Genomic DNA, 18,483 nt, shown 5'->3' with positions numbered 1-18,483 from the left:
TTTTCAAATAACTGGTAAAATAGTTAAAATTGAATCTGTTATTATATAGTGATTTATCAATGAAAAACTACAAACCTAAGAATAGATTTACTGGCCAAACTTATATTAATGGCGTTTTAAAAAGAGACAGAGTTCTTCTTTCTAGAGAAATAACTTTTATTGAAAGTAATCTTGAAAGTGATAAAGTTTTAGCAAAAGAAATTACCCAAGAAATATTACTTCATACAGGTAAATCTATTTGAATTACTTGCGTTCCTGGGGTTTGTAAAAGTACGTTTGTTGAATCCTTCATTAAATATCCTATTACTAAGGGGAAAAGAGTCGCTATTTTATCGATTGATCCAAGTAGTCAACGTTCAAAGTGGATTGTTTTATTTTCCTCATACGATAATGTATTATTTATCCTAAAAAACTTAATATGATACCTGCAGCTATCGCTGATCCTATAACTCCCGAAACATTTGGTGCCATTGCGTGCATTAATAAATAATTACTTGGGTCTGATTTTAAACCTTCTGTATGCACAACTCTTGCACTATCTGGAACAGCAGAAACACCTGCGGCACCAATTAATGGATTTATTTTATTGTCTCCTTTTAAGAATAAATTCATCAACTTCGCAAAGAGTAATCCCCCACAAGTTGCAATTACAAATGAGATTGCTCCTAACGCAAAAATTAGCATTGAATCTTTTGTAATAAATATATCAGCTTGTGTTGAAGCACCTACAGTTACACCTAATAGAATTGTAACTATATCAATTAATTTTGTTCTCGCAGTATCTGCTAATCTTTCGGTTCTACCAGATTCTTTTAATAAATTTCCAAAGAATAACATTCCTAATAAAGGTAAAGAACTAGGTGAAATAAATGTTGTTAAGATTAATGCAACAATAGGAAAAATCATTTTCTCTTTTTGTGAAACCGCTCTAGGTGGTTTCATTTTAATTTTTCTATCTTCCTTAGAAATTAAAAATCGCATTAAAGGCGGTTGAATAACTGGCACTAATGCCATATATGAATAGGCGGCAATTGCTATTGGTCCAATTAAATTTTTAACGGTTGTTCCGTCAGCTAAAATATTTACTCCATTCGCTAATTTAGATGATAAGAAAATGGCAGTAGGACCATCGGCACCACCAATAATTCCAATTGCACCGGCTTCAGGAAGATTAAATCCTAAATATAACGCACCTAAAAATGTTGCAAATACACCAATTTGCGCTGCAGCACCCAATAACATTAATTTAGGGTTTGCAATTAATGAGGAGAAATCTGTCATAGCTCCAATTCCTAAAAAGATTAGTGGAGGATAAATACCTTTTACAACACCAAAATATAAATAGTTTAAAACGGACCCGGTTTCATAAATTCCTGTTTGATTTCCGGCAACAAATGGAATATTCCCAATTATAACACCTGCACCAATAGGAATTAAAAGTAAAGGTTCGTAGTCAAACTTAATACCTAGATAAATAAATATAATTCCAATAAAAATCATAATTATATTACCTAAAGTAGCATTTGCAAAACCGGTGTAATTATAAAATTGTTTAATTCCTTCGAAGGCTCCATTGTAAGAAATTTCTTCCTCTTGGTTAACTTGATCAACCGATACAGAGGAAGTTATGTTATCATTATTGTTATTGGAATTTAAGCCAAGTGCAGGTCTAATAAAAATTAGCAATGATAGAACACTAAATATTAATAATACTTTCTTCATTTTTTTCTTTTTTTGGTTGTTTTCAATTTGAAAACTGAGAAGCGTTTATTCTAATTCTATCATTACTTCATTTTGCAAAACTTGTTGTCCAACAGTAATTTTCATTGCTGTTATAGTTCCTGCTTTTTCACAAACAATATTGTTTTCCATTTTCATTGCTTCAAGAACTAACATTCTGTCACCTACTTTTAACGTATCACCCACTTTTACATCAATAGACATAACAACGCCTGGAATAGGCGCTACAATTCTTGTTTTTGATGATTTTGGATTTACTTTTAATGGCTCAGAAGGTCTTTTTGATGCTGCACGAACTAATGTAGGAGTCTTCGTTTTTTTAATTTCCTCTTCCAGTTTTACTGAGTAAGAAGTTCCATTTACTTCTAAATCAATAACGTTTCCTTCTTGAGATTTTATATTAACCTTATAGTTGTTACTATTTATTCTAAATTTAAAATTTTTCATTTTTTATAATCTATGTTGTGTCCCATATATTTTAGAACTCCAAGGTGAATATGGTTTTTTTACTTGTTTAATTGTTAATATGGCACTCTCATGGTCATGCTGTTCATTAAGATATAGATGTATTGCTGCTGAAATTGCACCGGCAATTTCTCCTGTAAATTCTTCGTCTGCATCAACTTTAATTTCTGAAATCTTTTTATCTTTTCTTTTAGTAATTACTTTGTATATGTATAGTATAATTGGCAATCCAAATTTGAAAAATAAAGAAAGTGTCAATAAGGCTCCAAAAACAATTAGTAAACCGGAAATCAAAATAACGTATCCTTCGCTTATTTGATCTGTTATGAGTGGAATATGTGTCATTATAATGGCATGTTTGAGTGTTTCTTCGGAGGGTTTACTTCTTTTTTATTTTGAAGTAGTTGTAACGCTCTAATAATTCTAAAACGTGTATTTCTTGGTTCAATTACATCATCAATAAATCCATATTTCGCAGCCTCATATGGATTTGCAAATTTCTTAGTGTACTCTTCTTCTTTTTTGTCGATGTATTCTTGTTTTTCATCAGCATCTTCAATTTTTCTAATATTAGAGCCTTCCAATACTTCAACAGCTCCTTTAGCGCCCATTACAGCTATTTCCGCAGTTGGCCAAGCATAGTTAACATCTCCACGTAATTGTTTACAACTCATTACATCATGCGCACCACCATAAGATTTACGAAGTGTAATAGTTACTTTTGGAACCGTTGCTTCTCCGTAAGCGAATAATAATTTTGCACCGTGTAAAATAATCCCTCCATATTCTTGACCTGTTCCTGGTAAGAATCCTGGAACATCAACTAAGGTTACAATTGGAACATTGAATGCATCACAAAAACGAACAAAACGAGCCGCTTTTCTCGAAGCATCAATATCTAAAACTCCTGCATAATATTTTGGTTGATTGGCTACAATTCCAACAGGATGACCGTTGAATCTTGCAAAACCAACACAAATATTTCTTGCATAGTTTCTATGAACTTCTGTAAATTCAGCATTATCTGCTAAAATTGAAATAACATCAACAATATCATAAGGTTGATTTGCATTTTCAGGAACAATTTCATTCAAGGCATCTTCTAATCTATCAATTGGATCATGACAAGTAATTACTGGAGCTTCTTCTAAATTGTTTGAGGGTAAATAACTTAATATTTTACGAACTAATAGTAAATTTTCTTCATCACTTTCAGCTAAGAAATGCGATACACCTGATCTTGTGGAATGAATTTTTGCACCGCCTAATTGCTCAGTAGTAACAACCTCACCCGTTACTGTTTGTACAACTTTAGGCCCCGTTACAAACATATAACTTGTTTGATCTGTCATAATTGTAAAATCAGTTAAGGCAGGAGAATAAACAGCTCCACCAGCACAAGGACCTAAAATTGAAGAAATTTGAGGTATAACTCCTGATGCCATGATATTTCTTTGGAAAATTTCAGCATAACCAGCCAATGATCTAACACCTTCCTGGATACGGGCTCCACCTGAATCATTTAGTCCAATAACAGGAACTCCAATTTTCATAGCCATATCCATTACCTTACATATTTTCAATGCATATGTTTCAGATAACGAACCACCAAATACAGTAAAATCTTGAGCAAAAAGATATACGATTCTACCATCTATTGTTCCATGTCCGGTTACAACACCATCAGAAAGATAAACTTGTTTATCGAGTCCAAATGATTTAGTTCTGTGTGTTACGAACATATCAAACTCTTCAAAACTATCGTCGTCTAAAAGAATGTCAATACGCTCTCTAGCAGTCAATTTACCTTTAGCATGTTGAGAATCAATACGTTTTTCACCACCACCTAATTTTGCTTTTGCCCTTTTTTCAATTAGCTCATTAATTTTATCCTGATTTGCCATTTTTTATTTTTTAGCTTTACATTTTTATTTTGAACAAAGTTCAGTCAGTACTCCTTGAGTTGATTTTGGGTGTAAAAATCCAATGTTTAATCCTTCTGCTCCTTTTCTAGGAACTTTATCAACTAATTGCACTCCTTTTTCTTTAGCACTTTTTAAAGCTTCGGAAGCATTTGGCACAGCAAAAGCGATGTGGTGAATTCCTTGCCCTTTTTTTTCAATAAATTTACCAATAGGACCATCAGGTGAAGTGCTTTCTAGTAATTCAATTTTTGTATCTCCTACCATAAAAAAGGCGGTTTTTACTTTTTGATCAATAACCTCTTCTATGTTATAGCATTTCAGCCCTAACACTTCTTCATAATATTTTATTGATTTTTCTAAATTATTTACTGCTATACCTATGTGTTCAATATGTGAAATATTCATAAATATTATATATTTTTTATTTTAACTTTAATTAATCACAAAAGATTAGTTTGAAAATTATATTTTCTTTAAAAATAGTATTGCACTACAAAATTAGAGCTAAGTAAAAATCAATAAGATGACAATTATCACATTTTTAATTTTTTAACGAAATCGTTTTAGAAATTTTAGTGTTTTAACTAAGGAAAAAGAAGGTTTAATAAAAAGCCTCAAAAATTTATTTTGAGGCTTTTTTATTAAATAATTAAGTATTTTATTTCTTTAAATTTAACAGCTTATACTATATATTTTAAGCTTAAATTTTCTAACATAATTTCAGACATTTTTTCTAAGTCAATTTTATGATTCCAGCCCCAATCTTCTCTAGCTTCAGAATCATCAATGCTTTTTGGCCAACTATCAGCTATTTGTTGTCTAAAGTCTGGATTGTATGAAATAGTAAAGTTTGGAACCGTTTTTTTGATTTCTGCACTAACTTCTTCAGGTGTAAAACTCATTCCTGTTAAATTATAAGAAGAGCGAATTTTTATTTTTTCTTTTTCAGCCTCCATAATGTTTATTGTTGCCTCAATAGCATCATCGATATACATCATTGGTAATTTGCTATTTTTATTTAAAAAAGAGGTGTAATTTCCATTAAGTAATGCTTTGTGATAAATTTCAATAGCATAATCTGTAGTTCCACCACCAGGATTTGCTTTCCAACTAATTATACCAGGATAACGAATACTTCTAACATCAACACCATATTTATCGAAGTAATATTCGCACCATCGTTCTCCAGCTTGTTTACTAATTCCATAAACGGTTGTTGGTTCCATAACCGTTTTTTGAGGTGTATTTTCTTTTGGTGTAGTGGGTCCAAAAACTGCAATTGAACTTGGCCAAAATACTTTTTTTATTTTTCCTGCTTTCGCTAAGTTTAGCACATTAAAAAGCGAGTTCATGTTTAATTCCCAGGCTTTATCCGGAAATTTTTCACCTGTTGCAGAAAGCATAGCAGCCATTAAGTATACATCAGAAATTGAATATTTTTGAACAATTGATAAAATATTTTCAAAATTCATTGCATTTACAAACTCAAAAGGTCCAGATTTCATTAACTCATCACTTCCTTCATGAATATCTGATGCAATAACTGAATCCGTACCATTTATTTCACGTAATTTAAGTGTCAATTCAGTTCCAATTTGACCGCAAGCCCCAATAATTAAAATGCTTTTACTCATATAAATGATATCTACTTTTTTATAGCTTCAAAGATACTTAAAATATTTTTTGATTGATATAACAAGTGCTTTTTATGAAAATCATAATTTTTTAATTAAATAGTGTAATTATTAGTATTTTTGGCCTTACAAAGTTTTATTATGAGGCAGGTATTAAGTTTTTTATTAATCATTTTATTTTTTACATTTTCTTGTACTAAATTAAAATCAGTACAAGAAGTATCAGAAAATTCTGATTCGTTAAAAGTAAGTTCAGATCGTATTGTAAATACAATAACAGAAACGTTAAACCCCATAGCTAAAGAAGCTGTTTCTGAGTGGAAAGAGTATAAAAATGTAGATGATTTTATATTAAAGTATTATAATATTTCTACTACGGATGCATTATATCATGCTAATGAACTCTCAGGATTAGTAACCCTAATGAAAGATTCAATTAGAGTTGATTTATTAAAAGGAAAAAGTATTAAAGCTAGATTTAATGTTTTGCAAAATGAAACATTGCGTTTGGCTGATATGTCCACTATTAACTCAATTACAAATAAAGAAATTAAAGATGAAGTTGATAAAATAGTAGAAGTGTATTCGGCAGTAAACTCTAAAATAAATACAATTTATAAGGCAGAAGAATTACAAAATTCATTAGAAATTGATACTGAAACTCCAAGTTTAAATATAAAACAACAAAACCTTCCTAAAAGAAGAGGAATTATTAGCAGAGAACCTGTGAATCCTGAAAGAATACAAAAACAAAAAACTTTGGAACAAAGAAAATTAGGTAAGCCTGTAATATCAATCCCAAAAAAAACGAAGCAATGAAAAAAGTCATATATGTATTAGCAGTTGGACTATTATTATCTAATTGTGAAAAAAAAGTAGTACCATCAGATAAATCTGATTCAGCAAAAGAAAAACAAGCTATTACTGTTTTGTTAGATAACTGGCATAAAAGTGCGGCTGAGGCTAATTTTGAAGCTTATTTTAATGCAATGACCAATAACAGCGTGTTTATTGGAACTGATGCTTCTGAAAACTGGAATTATACTGATTTTAAACAATTTAGTAAACCTTACTTTGATAAAGGCAAGGCCTGGAGTTTTACAGCAATACAACGCAATATTTATATGAAAGATAAAGTTGCTTGGTTTGACGAGCTTCTAAATACTCATATGGGAATTTGTAGAGGTTCAGGAGTGCTTACTAAAAATGAAGCAGGTTGGGCTATTGAACATTATGTATTGTCCTTAACGATACCGAATGATAATATTGATGCGGTTAAACTAATTAATAAAGAAAAAGATTCACTTTTTTTAAAATCTATAAAATAGCAGCGTTTAAAAATCTTTTTTAATAGAAATATCTTCAGGTACTTCTTTTACACTAATAATTTTATTATTGTCGTATTCTACTTTGGTAATTTTATTGTTATTCCAATAGGTCCATATACCAACTTTTGCACCAAAATTATAGGTAGCAATACATTTTCTGGATCCATCCATATTGTAGCTTTCCCATGAAGCGTGTAATTTTCCATCTTCTGTATAGAACCCATGTTGCATAATAGTTCCATTTTCATAATACAAGGTAACTTCTAAGAGATCTCCTTTTTTTTCGGTTTTTCTCAATTTTGAATCTTGAGCAAACGAAAATATAGTAACAAAAAGTAAGACTAAAGTTAAGAATGTATTTTTCATAATTTTGAGTTTTTTAATAGTTACTCAAATTTACAAAATAGAATATTGAAGATTAATGATTTAAATCAGTATTATAAAAAGTAAAGTTCTAAAGTAAGCTATTTGATACGGTATAAACCAAATTAGTTTCAAAACCTTTTGAAACAAGATAAGTTGATAGCTTATTTTTTTTCTTAAAAGAATTGGTTTCTTTAATTAAAGTCAGTTTTTTCTCAGCAAGTTGAAGTAAAACGTTTAAATAATCGTCCTCATTTATTTCTTTTAAAGCAGTTTTAATATTATATGAAGAAATATTTCTGAATTTAAGTTCATTTACAATCTTAATTCGTCCCCATTTTTTTATGGTGAATTTTCCTCTAACAAAAGCTTTAGAAAAACGTTCTTCATTTAAAAAATTATGTTGTAATAAATGCAGTATTATTTGCTCCTTGGCTTCAGGAATCATTTTTAAATCATATAATTTTTGTTCTACTTCTTTGTGGCAACGCTCTTGATATGCACAAAAATGCTCCAAAACTTTTCTTGCTTCATCAACTGTATACGATTTTTTATTTTTCATAGATTACAAAGTAACAAAAGAAAGGCGACTTTTTAGAGTCACCTTTCTTAAAAAAATATACTTTTATCTATTGTTTTCTTTTCATCCTTAATTTTAAGTTGTTAATTAGAGAATACATAACAGGAACAATAATTAGGGTTAAGAAAGTTGCAAAGGTCAAACCAAAAATAATGGTCCAAGACATGGGTCCCCAAAAAGCAACATTTTCTCCTCCAATATAAAATTGAGGATCAAATTCTGTAAACAACGTCATGAAATTAATGTTAATTCCAATTGCCAAAGGAAGCAGCCCTAAAATTGTTGTAATGGCTGTTAATAAAACAGGGCGTAATCTAGTTTTACCACCTTCAACAATGCTTTCATATATTAACTCTTTTGTTAAAGTTCCCTTTTCTAAGCTTAATTCTTCGCGTTTACGAATCATTATTAAATTGGTATAATCAATTAATACAATTGCATTATTTACAACAATACCTGCAAGTGAAATAATACCAATCATAGTCATCATAATCACAAATTCCATTCTAAAAATAATCAAACCTAATAACACCCCAATTAAACTTAATAGTACAGCTATTGAAATGATTATAGGAGTAGAGGTAGAGTTAAATTGTCCCACTAATATTAAAAATATTAAGAATACAGCTATTAAGAGGGCTTTACTTAAAAAAGCCATTTCTTCAGCCTGTTGTTCTTGTTCTCCAGTAAATGAAATAGACAAATTTTTTGGTAAATTATAATTTTCTAATGTTTTCTTAATTTGTTCATTAACATCAGTTGGGTTGTAAGGTTCAATTACATTTGAGAATATGGTAATTACTCTGTTCAAATTTTTTCGTTTTACAGCACTAAAAGTAGAAGATGTTTCAGAATGTGCAACTGCAGAAACTGGAACTTGTACAATTTTACCACTACTTTGATTTCTAAATGTAATTTTCTGGTTTAATAAGGATTCTTTATTGTATCTATATTTATCCATTAAACGAATATTTATTGGATAATCATCTTCACCATCTTTAAAAGTAGATACTTCTTTTCCAAACAAAGAAGTTCTAATAGCATCACCAATTTGTCCGGTTGAAATATTTAACCTTCTTGCTTTTTGCCTGTCTATAATAAATGGAAGTTCTGGTTTTCCTTGCTCAACATCCAAATTTAATTCTTCAATTCCAGCAATGTTAGCTTCATTAATAAATTGTTTAATATCTTCTGCATTAACAAGTAATTCTTCATAATCATCACCTGAAATTTCTATATTAATTGGTGCTCCTGTTGGGGGTCCATCTGAAGGTCTATCAACAGTGATGTTTACTCCAGGATAGTTTTGAAGTAATTGTCTTATTTCAGTTAAAACATCTTCCGTATTATTATCACCACGCTCTATAAATTTCACAAAATCAACTGTTATACGTGCTTTGTTAGGTGTAGTTCCGCCTTGTTGCCCTTGATTTGGATCGCTAGTTCCTTCACCAACTTGTCCAATTACTGAAGTAATTAAGTTGTTTTCGCCATTTACTTCATATTTCTTTAAAAATTCCTGAATTTTATTTTCAATATCAATAGAAAGTGCATTTGTAACTTCAATGTCAGTACCTATAGGATATTCCAAATATACATACACCTGTTTTGGTGGAGTTTCTGGGAAGAAAAGTATTTTTGGAGGAAAAAGTCCCATTAGCATAAATGATAAAAATAACAATCCAAATGTGCCAAATAAATAGTATTTAGGCCTTTTCCCTTTTAAAGTAAATTTCAATGATTTTTCATAAATAACTTCTAATTTAGGTAAAAATATTGTTTGAAACCATGTCGTAGCGGGTGTTAAAAATTTGGTATTTACAACTCTTAATACCCCTGCAATTACTAATAATAAGCCTAATGCGTTTAAAAATTTAGTGTTTGAACTTACTCCAGCAATTATAAAGAGTACACCAACTACAAAAATAGCAGTACTATAAATGAGAATTTTTTTAAAGTTTACCTCATCCTCTTTTATTTTCATATAAACCGAAGTTAACATTGGATTTATTAATAAAGCCACAAATAAAGATGAGCTTAAAACAATTATTAGGGTAATAGGTAAATAACGCATAAATTCACCCATGATACCTGGCCAAAATGCAATTGGTAGAAAGGCAGCCAATGTGGTTGCTGTTGATGCAATTATAGGCATTGCTACTTCTCCAACTCCATATTTAGCAGCATCAATTTTTGAATAGCCTTCATCTAATAGTCGATAAACATTTTCAACAACAACAATACCGTTATCAACCAACATTCCTAATGCAATTACCAATGAAAATAATACCATTGTATTTAAGGTTACCCCTAAAGCACTAAGTATGGTAAATGACATAAACATAGATAATGGAATTGCAATACCAACAAATAATGCATTTCTAATTCCTAAAAAGAAAAGCAATACTAAAACAACCAAAATTATACCTAAAACAATGCTGTTTTCAAGGTCTGCAACCATTGTTTTGGTATCGTTTGTTTGATCATTCGTTTTTGAAACATTTAAATTTGAGGGAAGAAACTCATTTTTAGCTTTCACTAAAATTTCATCTATTTGTGTAGAAGCAATAATTAAATTTTCACCAGCCCTTTTCGTTACATCTAACATAACTACCGGTTTAGAAAATTCTCTTGCATAGCTTTGTTTTTCTTGTTCTTTAAAGCTAACAGTAGCAATGTCTCTTAAGTAAACAATATTATTATTTTCTTGTTTAATTATGATGTTTTCAATTTCTTTTGCCGATTTGAATTCACCAATTACACGAACATTTCTTCGTATTCCATTTTCTAATAAATCACCTCCAGAAACTGTCATGTTTTCATTCTGAATGGCCATGGCAATATCATTGAAGCTGATTTTAGAAGTTTCCATTTTGTATAAGTCTACACTTATTTCAACTTCTTTATCTTGAATTCCTCTAATATCAACTTTCGAAATTTCTGGAACTTTTTCTATTTCTTCTTCTAAATATTCACCAAACTCTTTTAATTTATCCATTGAAAAGTCACCAGATAAATTAATGTTCATAATAGGCATTAATTCAGCAAAATTTAATTCTTGCACATTTGGATCGGCAGGTAAATCTTTTGGAAAATCTTTGTCTGAAGTTGCAGCATCAACTTTATCTTTTACTTTTCGTAGGGCTTCAGTAGGTGTTGTACTAAAATCAAATTTTACTTGAATGGTTGAAAACCCTTCGATTGAAGTAGAAATAATATCATCAACACCTGAAATTCCATTAATTTCTTTTTCTAAAGGTCTTGTAATAAGCTTTTCTATGTCTAAGGCTGAGTTTCCAGGATACGGTGTAGAAACATATATTTCAGGAACTACAATTTCTGGAAATGCTTCTCTGGGCATACTAACATAGGAAAATATACCAGCAACAAAGATCATTACAATTATAACATAAACGGTCATTTTATTGTGAATTGACCACGTAGATATTTTAAATTCTTTTTTCATTTTAATTCTGTTCTAAGTTACTTTACAGATTAAATTTATCGCTTACTTTAACAATATCTCCTTCTTTTACAATTCTAGCTCCTTTGTTAATTAAGCTGTCGTTTTCTTGAAGACCTTTAGAGATAAACACCTCATTATTGTATTCTTTTTCTATACTAATTAAATTTTTAGCTACAGTTGTTTCACCGTTTTCCGTTTTTAAAGTAAAAACGTACGTATTTCCATTTTGATCTTTTTGAACGAGAGTTGACGGTATTACAATTCCATTAGCCGCAAAATCTACAATTTTTAAATCGGCTAATAAATTTGGCTTAATACTGTGATCTTTATTGGATATGTTGATTCTTGTTTTAAAACTTCTATTATCTGGATTGATAAAATTTCCAATTTGAGAAATTTCCGATTCAATTTCCTTGTTAATTGAAGGGAAATTTAGGATTGTTTGTGTACCAATTTTAATAACAGATAAGTAGGTTTCTGTTATATCAGCTTCAATATAAACATTGTCTAAATTTAATAATCGAACTGTTGCAGTTTGCGGACTAGTTAACTCTCCAATTTTAGGAAAAATTTCATCCACTATTCCATTAAAAGGAGCAGTGATTTTCATTTTTTTAGCTTGGGTTTTTAATGAAGTTAGACTATTTTCTAATCCTTCTTTTTGGGCTTTAGCCTGTAAATATTGCATTTCAGAACCAATTTTTTGATTCCATAAGCGCTCTTGGCGATCGAAAGTTGTTTTTGCTAACTCTAATTGAGTATTTAGCTCTGAAATACTGTTTTGAATTGAAGCATCGTCTAATTGAATCAAAGTTTGACCTGCTGAAACTTGTTGGCCTTCTTTTACATAAATAGCTTTAACGGTACCGCCTAACTCAGGTCGAACTTCAATGTTTTTATCTGCTTGAGCCACACCTTGAATTTCAATATAGTGTTTAAAATTTTCATTTTTAACAGGTAAAAGGGTAACAATATGATATTTTTTTAGCGTGTCTAATTTAGATATTTGACTTTCAATTGTTTTTAACTCTTGGTTTAAACTATCAATTTTATTAAGAATACTTGTTTTTTGAGTAGTTAATTCATCAAGTGAAGTTTTTTCAACCTCTGAACAAGAAATTAGAAATATGGTTGCTATAAAAAGTAGTAAGATATTTTTCATTTTATGATATTTTCTAGTTATAAATAGGTGTGTTTAATGCGTTATCTAAAGCAGCTTTATTTGTAATTATGGCAAGCATAGCTTGTAAATAATTTTGCTGCATGGTGTATAATTGTCGTTGAGCTTCTGATAGTTCAAAGCTTGTAGAAATTCCTTCACGAAATTTTATTTGTTGTTTTTTTTCAATACGTTCAGCAAGCGCTAAATTTTGTTTAGAAGTTTCATATTCTTCAATACTATAGTTATACTCGGTTTTAGCAGTTTCAAACTGAAGCATTAAAGTTTGTTCCGTTTCGGTAAGCTTTGTTTTGGCTTTTTCCAATTCAATTTTTGCTTGTTGTGTTCGAGAACTTCGAGCTAAACTACTGAAAAGTGGAATTTCTAAACTAATGCCAAGTAATGAAGAATCAAACCATTGTTGTTCTTTATTGAGAAATTCAAAGTTTTGACCAAACCCAATATATCCAAAGTTTGCAAAACTGCTTAGGGATGGTAACGCTTTACTTTGTTCAAGCTTCATTAAAAGCTCATTTGATTTTTCCGTATTTTTTGCAATTTTAAAATCTACATGATTTTCAACACTTAAGTTTGAAGATAAAACACCCAAATCTATATTCTTCATAGATAAAGAGTTTAAATCATCAGTTAGCATTATTGGTCTATTAATATCAATTCCCAAAGTAATATTGAGCATTTTATAAGCAATATTGTTTAGTTGTTGGGATTTTGATAATTGACTTTTTATAGAAGCCAATGTAATTTGTAGTTGTTCAACACTTTCTTCCTCAATAAAACCATTGACATACATTTGACTGGTTTCATTTAATGTTTTTTCTAATGATAGGATATTATTTTCTAAAATTAAGATACTTTCTTCACTTAAAAGTACATTCCCATAGGCATTAATAACGGCTTCCCTAATGCCTAATTCAGTTTTTTCTTTGGCGTTTTCAGATATTTTTAAATAGGTTTTAGCTGATTGTAAACCAACTAAATAGGAGCCATCAAAAATTAATTGTCTTAAAGTGGCTGTAGCATTTAAAGAATGTTTTGTGCCAAATTCAACTTCAGCAAATTCACCTTCATTCCCACCAAAAAATTCCGCTGGGATTAAAGAAACCTGTTGTTTTATCCAGTTTTGATAGTCTACTGTGGCACTTATTTGTGGTAAACCAATAGTGGTGGTTTCCCACTTTTTCTTTTTTGCGGCATCTATATCTCTGTTGGCATTTATCGCAGCATAGCTATTTATTAATGCGTAATCAATAGCTTGGTCTAATGATAACGAAATCTTTTCCTGAGCTTCAGCATTCAGGCTGAGCAGTATTCCGCTAAACAGAATTAATAATTTTCTCATTCTTAATAGTTAATTTTTTGTAATTGTTCTTCTAAAATTTGTAATCCTTTTGATGTAGCCATTGCTCTTGTATGGTATTCAAGTACACTAGTCTCAAGCTTATTTAGTGTATTTTTGTTATAAGTATAAAAATTTGCATCATGAACACTCGTAGCTAAAGAGAAGTAAAATTTTGTTGTTAATTCCTTATCTATATCTTTTCTATACAAACCTTCCTTAATTCCTTTTTCAATATTATTCAAAATACAATCTTTAAACATGGTGAATTCTTTTGTCATAACTTTTGAATAGGTTTTAGGGTAGTATTTTTTTAATTGAAACATTGGAGAATCATCGGAATTCTTCAATAAATCTTTAAACATTTTTTTAATTTCAAAATTTTCTTCAATGGCATTGTAGCCCTTATCACAAATACAAAGTACAGATTTGTGCATTTCTTCATGCAAGTAACTAGTAGTTATATCTACAAGGTCTTCTTTGTTTTTAAAATATTTATAAATAGTTTTTTTTGATATGGCTAGTTCATTTGCTATATCATCCATCGTTACACTTTTAAAACCAAGCTTTAAAAAAATTTCACTTGCTTTTTGCAAAATAGTACGCTTCATAAAATCATTTTTATTTAAAATGGAGCGCAAATATACAAATGGAAACGTTAGAAACAAAAAAAGTTTCCATAGTTTTAACAATTTCATAACATTTAAAATTAGATAGAAGATTTAAAAATATATTTAATGATGTATTTTTACCAAAAATTATACACAAATGGATTTGATTGAAAATTATAAAAATGATTTTATTGCGTATTTAAATGAGAAAGTTGAGGTGAAACAACCTATTAATTTATATGAGCCAATACATTATATTTTACAACTTGGAGGTAAAAGATTACGACCAGTTTTAACACTAATGACTTGTGAAATTTTTAATGGAGAGGTGAAACAAGCTTTTGATGCGGCACTAGCTATTGAGGTTTTTCATAATTTCACGTTGATTCATGATGATATTATGGATAGCGCACCAATACGAAGAGGACAAGTTACTGTGCACGAAAAGTGGGATGTAAATACTGGAATTTTATCGGGTGATGCCATGATGATTATGGCGTATCAATGTTTTGAAACTTACGAGCCTTCTACTTTTAAAAAATTGATGTTGCTTTTCAATACAACATCTTTACAAGTTTGTGAAGGCCAACAATTTGATATGGATTTTGAAACTAGAACTGATGTTTCAATTCCAGAATATTTAAAAATGATTACTTACAAAACATCGGTTTTAGTTGCAGCGGCAATGAAAATGGGAGCTATTGTTGCAAATGCTAGTAATAAAGAGGCTGATGTAATTTATGATTTCGGTCTAAATCTTGGAATTGCTTTTCAATTGCAAGATGATTTTTTAGATACCTTTGGAGATGCTGCAGTATTTGGGAAACAAATTGGAGGAGATATTTTAGAAAATAAAAAAACGTTTTTATTTTTAAAAGCATTGGAAGTTTGTAATGTTAAAGATAAACAAAAATTGATAGAATTATATACTTCAAATAAGCATAATGAGGAGAAAGTTAAAGAAGTGACAGCTTTATTTGAAAGAAACAAATTAAAGGAAATAACAATTCAAGAAATTGAAAGTTACACGAATAAAGCATTTAAAGATTTAGAGAGTTTGTCAATTTCTAAACAAAAAAAAGAAGTTCTTAAAAACTTTGGTTTGAGTTTAATGAAACGCACCATATAATGTTATCAGAGCAAAATTCAATTTCTCTTATTCAAAAAATTGAAAGTGAAAATTTATTTAAAAAGTTAATAGAACAATTAAATAAAGATTTTCAATTATCAAATTTGGATGAACATTTTGATTTGTCTATGGCTCCAAATCAACTCAAGCAATCCTTAAGCGAAATTTTAGTTGATTTAATAACCAATAAATATGATGATTATTTGAACTTTTTATATAGAGTTGATGTTTCTGAAAAAGAATTGCTAACAATAAAAAGCAATGAATTACCTCAGCTAGTCGAGCAAATAACATTTTTAATTCTAAAAAGAGAATATCAAAAAGTATGGTTTAAAAATAAACTCTAAAAATTGGTGATAAGGCAGATGAGTATATAATATTAGTTGCTTTATCAAATAAAACGTCATAACGTAAACCCATAGAAATATTGCCAGTCACATATTCTGCACCAATATATAATGCAGATTGCCATAAATCAGCATCGTTTAAAAAAGCAATATTTTGATTAATTTTTAGTTGCTCAAATTCAGTAGAAAACTGCATATTTCTAATTGGTTTATATAAAGCTAAAACACTTCCTCCGTATATATTAGTGGTTCTACTTACAGTAGATTTATTTTTAACATAAACATATGTAGCACTTAAACCTGCACTAAATTTATCTGAAAAATCATAAATGGCACTTGGTGAAATAGAAAATGTTGAGTAGTTATTTCCAGCTCCAATGTTAATACCGCCTCCAAATCTAACATCATCAATAAAACGGTGCCGATCTAATTCGGAGTTTTGACTAAATAAATTAATATTTACAAGAAATATTAATAGCAGTAAAATTAAGATTTTGTGCATGTTTGTTGTTTTTAACAAAGTTAAATTATTTTTTAGAACTATTTTATTTAAATAAATATTGTGCATCATATAAATAAGTATTATTTTTGCCACCTAAATTTCGGTCTCATAGCTCAGTTGGTTAGAGCACCTGACTCATAATCAGGGGGTCCAAGGTTCGAGCCCTTGTGGGACCACAAATAAAAATAAAGACTTCATAGAAATATGAGGTCTTTTTTATGCAACTTTGTGAACTGAGAGAACACTGTTTTGAATTTTCCAAACAACGTAAAATCAATAAAAACCGAGTGAGAGTATCTCTAGTAACTTTATGTAAAGCTTAATCTTCTGATGGCTTAATCAAGAAGCCCATATATCCGCCTAAAAAGAAAATAAATGTTAATAAAATAGATAACCATATTTTAAAATTAAGAAACTTGATATCTAAAATATAAATTAAGATAAGTCCTAAAAGTGAAAGTATTATTTTTAGATTGGCATTTTTGAATTGTTTTTTCCAATTCATCACAAAACTTTTTTAGTTTAATTTTTTTCTCCCAACCTTTAATAAAGTATCTTCCATACATCATAATTCCAATAATCCAAACAAATACAAGTATTGATACTAGCACGCCAGATAGCCTGGCTTTAATGTTCTTCCAAGAAGAATTACTTTTTGCAGCTTTTTTTGAGAATACATTACTTAGATTCTTCATTATTGGTACTGATACATCAAAGCTTTTGAAATGCGATTAAGGCACAAGCACAATGATTTAAGACATTGTAATGAGCTTATGCATAGTATACATTAGTGTTTTCATCATTTTTTTTCTTACAAAGACAATATTTTTAAATGTAAAATAAAAAATGAACTTTTTCGTTTCTTTAAAATAACCAATTATATGAAATAATACGCTATGGGTTTAATTACAACTAAAAATTAGGGTTTGTATATATTTTAAATATATTTTTGTAAATAATTGAAAAGCATGAATTTCGGAAGTTTTTTACGTTTTAAAATAAAAATACTATCTTTGCGATGCTATGTTTTAGATTTTTTAAACTTTAAAATAACCCTAAACCCCTAATGAAGCTTAAATTTAAAAGAAGCATTTTAAGTTTTTTGTTACTTATGTCTTGTTTTTTTGTGTCTTTTGCGCAAAAAAATGATGTGCCTGTACCTGGAACTAACGATGACCCTCCTCCTCCGGTAGGACTTCCAATAGATGGCGGTTTGTCTTATCTATTTATCGCTGGTATTGCATACGGTGTTTATGAACTAAAGCGAAAAAAGTAATTATTTCTTTAGTAGTTTCGCAACGTACTTTCCTATAACATCAAATTCTAAATTTACAATCGTACCTTTTTTAAAGGTGTGAAAATTTGTATGTTCAAATGTGTAAGGTATAATAGCAACAGAAAAAGTATTTTCTTTTGAATTAACAACTGTTAAGCTTACACCATTAATTGTTATTGAGCCTTTTTCTATAGTGATGTTATTTAAAGTAGTGTCATATTCAAAATCAAAAAACCAACTACCATCTTCTTCACTTACACCTGTGCAAATAGCTGTTTGATCAACATGTCCTTGAACAATATGGCCATCCAATCTTGCGCCAAGTATCATTGCGCGCTCCAAATTAATTGTATTTCCAATTTTAAGGAATTTAAAATTTGATTTGTCGAGGGTTTCTTTAATAGCAGTTACCGTATATTCATTTCCATTCACATGAACTGTTGTCAAACAAACCCCATCATGAGCAACACTTTGGTCAATTTTTAATTCTTTAGTAAAATCACTTTCAATAGTTATATGATAATTTTCACCTTCTTGAACAATATTTTTAACAATACCTAAACTTTCAATTATACCTGTAAACATAATTTTATCAATTTTA

At 29.5% G+C, this 18,483-nt stretch carries 22 protein-coding genes and 1 tRNA gene; 8 read left to right on the top strand and 15 right to left on the bottom strand.

Annotated features, from left to right (window positions below; translation table 11 throughout):
* The first annotated feature begins 59 nt into the window (after window positions 1-59).
* Window positions 60-242, top strand: coding sequence for a hypothetical protein (locus HKP59_RS03925; protein WP_291803632.1), 183 nt, complete (start codon window positions 60-62; stop codon window positions 240-242).
* Complete coding sequence (locus tag HKP59_RS12825) at window positions 243-422, top strand: hypothetical protein (RefSeq protein ID WP_363288781.1); 180 nt, start codon at window positions 243-245, stop codon at window positions 420-422.
* Here HKP59_RS12825 and HKP59_RS03920 read toward each other — a convergent pair.
* The 6 genes from HKP59_RS03920 to HKP59_RS03895 form a co-directional block, all read right to left on the bottom strand.
* Window positions 400-1,722 (bottom strand): sodium ion-translocating decarboxylase subunit beta, encoded by a 1,323-nt coding sequence (locus HKP59_RS03920; RefSeq protein ID WP_291803630.1) that lies wholly within the window; start codon window positions 1,720-1,722, stop codon window positions 400-402. The two genes, HKP59_RS12825 and HKP59_RS03920, sit on opposite strands and share 23 nt — an antisense overlap.
* 45 nt (window positions 1,723-1,767) lie before the next feature.
* Window positions 1,768-2,187: a biotin/lipoyl-containing protein gene (locus tag HKP59_RS03915; RefSeq protein ID WP_291803628.1), complete on the bottom strand. Its 420-nt coding sequence runs from the start codon at window positions 2,185-2,187 to the stop codon at window positions 1,768-1,770.
* A 3-nt stretch (window positions 2,188-2,190) separates the two neighbouring features.
* The gene (locus HKP59_RS03910; RefSeq protein ID WP_291803626.1) at window positions 2,191-2,550 is read right to left on the bottom strand and encodes an OadG family protein; all 360 of its coding nucleotides are present in this window, start codon (window positions 2,548-2,550) and stop codon (window positions 2,191-2,193) included.
* A complete protein-coding gene (locus HKP59_RS03905; RefSeq protein ID WP_291803624.1) occupies window positions 2,550-4,109 on the bottom strand; it encodes an acyl-CoA carboxylase subunit beta in 1,560 nt (519 codons plus the stop codon). The genes HKP59_RS03910 and HKP59_RS03905 overlap by 1 nt, the downstream gene beginning before the upstream one ends.
* Before the next feature lie 24 nt (window positions 4,110-4,133).
* Window positions 4,134-4,535 (bottom strand): methylmalonyl-CoA epimerase, encoded by a 402-nt coding sequence (mce, locus tag HKP59_RS03900; protein WP_291803622.1) that lies wholly within the window; start codon window positions 4,533-4,535, stop codon window positions 4,134-4,136.
* A 275-nt stretch (window positions 4,536-4,810) separates the two neighbouring features.
* Window positions 4,811-5,764 carry an NAD-dependent epimerase/dehydratase family protein gene (locus HKP59_RS03895; RefSeq protein WP_291803620.1) on the bottom strand — a complete coding sequence of 318 codons (954 nt, stop codon included), beginning with the start codon at window positions 5,762-5,764 and terminating at the stop codon, window positions 4,811-4,813.
* 141 nt (window positions 5,765-5,905) lie between these two features.
* On the opposite strand from HKP59_RS03895, the gene HKP59_RS03890 reads away from it, so the two are divergent.
* Both HKP59_RS03890 and HKP59_RS03885 read left to right on the top strand, forming a co-directional pair.
* On the top strand, window positions 5,906-6,583 hold the full coding sequence (locus HKP59_RS03890) for a hypothetical protein (RefSeq protein WP_291803618.1): 678 nt from the start codon (window positions 5,906-5,908) through the stop codon (window positions 6,581-6,583).
* Window positions 6,580-7,092 carry a nuclear transport factor 2 family protein gene (locus HKP59_RS03885; protein ID WP_291803616.1) on the top strand — a complete coding sequence of 171 codons (513 nt, stop codon included), beginning with the start codon at window positions 6,580-6,582 and terminating at the stop codon, window positions 7,090-7,092. Before HKP59_RS03890 ends, HKP59_RS03885 begins: the two co-directional genes overlap by 4 nt.
* A 6-nt stretch (window positions 7,093-7,098) precedes the next feature.
* Here the strand turns inward: HKP59_RS03885 and HKP59_RS03880 are convergent, their stop codons facing one another.
* From HKP59_RS03880 to HKP59_RS03855, 6 genes are all read right to left on the bottom strand, one after another.
* Complete coding sequence (locus tag HKP59_RS03880; RefSeq protein ID WP_291803614.1) at window positions 7,099-7,458, bottom strand: hypothetical protein; 360 nt, start codon at window positions 7,456-7,458, stop codon at window positions 7,099-7,101.
* 88 nt (window positions 7,459-7,546) lie between these two features.
* On the bottom strand, window positions 7,547-8,017 hold the full coding sequence (locus HKP59_RS03875) for a regulatory protein RecX (protein ID WP_291803612.1): 471 nt from the start codon (window positions 8,015-8,017) through the stop codon (window positions 7,547-7,549).
* A 67-nt stretch (window positions 8,018-8,084) separates the two neighbouring features.
* A complete protein-coding gene (locus HKP59_RS03870; RefSeq protein ID WP_291803611.1) occupies window positions 8,085-11,501 on the bottom strand; it encodes an efflux RND transporter permease subunit in 3,417 nt (1,138 codons plus the stop codon).
* A 22-nt stretch (window positions 11,502-11,523) separates the two neighbouring features.
* Window positions 11,524-12,663 (bottom strand): efflux RND transporter periplasmic adaptor subunit, encoded by a 1,140-nt coding sequence (locus HKP59_RS03865; RefSeq protein WP_291803609.1) that lies wholly within the window; start codon window positions 12,661-12,663, stop codon window positions 11,524-11,526.
* A 13-nt stretch (window positions 12,664-12,676) separates the two neighbouring features.
* Complete coding sequence (locus HKP59_RS03860; protein ID WP_291803607.1) at window positions 12,677-14,020, bottom strand: TolC family protein; 1,344 nt, start codon at window positions 14,018-14,020, stop codon at window positions 12,677-12,679.
* A 2-nt stretch (window positions 14,021-14,022) separates the two neighbouring features.
* Complete coding sequence (locus HKP59_RS03855) at window positions 14,023-14,628, bottom strand: TetR/AcrR family transcriptional regulator (protein ID WP_291803605.1); 606 nt, start codon at window positions 14,626-14,628, stop codon at window positions 14,023-14,025.
* Between the two features lie 157 nt (window positions 14,629-14,785).
* Between HKP59_RS03855 and HKP59_RS03850 the strand changes: the two genes are divergently transcribed.
* Window positions 14,786-15,757, top strand: coding sequence for a polyprenyl synthetase family protein (locus HKP59_RS03850; RefSeq protein ID WP_291803603.1), 972 nt, complete (start codon window positions 14,786-14,788; stop codon window positions 15,755-15,757).
* The gene (locus tag HKP59_RS03845; RefSeq protein ID WP_291803601.1) at window positions 15,757-16,104 is read left to right on the top strand and encodes a hypothetical protein; all 348 of its coding nucleotides are present in this window, start codon (window positions 15,757-15,759) and stop codon (window positions 16,102-16,104) included. The genes HKP59_RS03850 and HKP59_RS03845 overlap by 1 nt, the downstream gene beginning before the upstream one ends.
* Here HKP59_RS03845 and HKP59_RS03840 read toward each other — a convergent pair.
* Complete coding sequence (locus HKP59_RS03840; RefSeq protein WP_291803599.1) at window positions 16,088-16,606, bottom strand: hypothetical protein; 519 nt, start codon at window positions 16,604-16,606, stop codon at window positions 16,088-16,090. The two genes, HKP59_RS03845 and HKP59_RS03840, sit on opposite strands and share 17 nt — an antisense overlap.
* Before the next feature lie 102 nt (window positions 16,607-16,708).
* On the opposite strand from HKP59_RS03840, the gene HKP59_RS03835 reads away from it, so the two are divergent.
* Window positions 16,709-16,782: transfer RNA gene (locus HKP59_RS03835), tRNA-Ile, on the top strand.
* Between the two features lie 231 nt (window positions 16,783-17,013).
* Here the strand turns inward: HKP59_RS03835 and HKP59_RS03830 are convergent.
* Window positions 17,014-17,301, bottom strand: a complete 288-nt coding sequence (locus tag HKP59_RS03830; RefSeq protein ID WP_291803597.1) for a hypothetical protein — start codon at window positions 17,299-17,301, stop codon at window positions 17,014-17,016.
* A gap of 416 nt (window positions 17,302-17,717) precedes the next feature.
* Between HKP59_RS03830 and HKP59_RS03825 the strand changes: the two genes are divergently transcribed.
* Entirely contained in the window at window positions 17,718-17,882 is a 165-nt protein-coding gene (locus HKP59_RS03825) for a PID-CTERM protein-sorting domain-containing protein (RefSeq protein WP_291803595.1), read from the top strand.
* Here the strand turns inward: HKP59_RS03825 and HKP59_RS03820 are convergent, their stop codons facing one another.
* Window positions 17,883-18,467, bottom strand: coding sequence for a riboflavin synthase (locus HKP59_RS03820; protein ID WP_291803593.1), 585 nt, complete (start codon window positions 18,465-18,467; stop codon window positions 17,883-17,885).
* Window positions 18,468-18,483: the final 16 nt, after the last annotated feature.

Origin of the sequence: Lutibacter sp., assembly GCF_013041805.1 — a bacterium.
Classification (GTDB): Bacteria; Bacteroidota; Bacteroidia; order Flavobacteriales; family Flavobacteriaceae; genus Lutibacter.
This window is presented reverse-complemented; position numbering and strand designations above follow the sequence as displayed.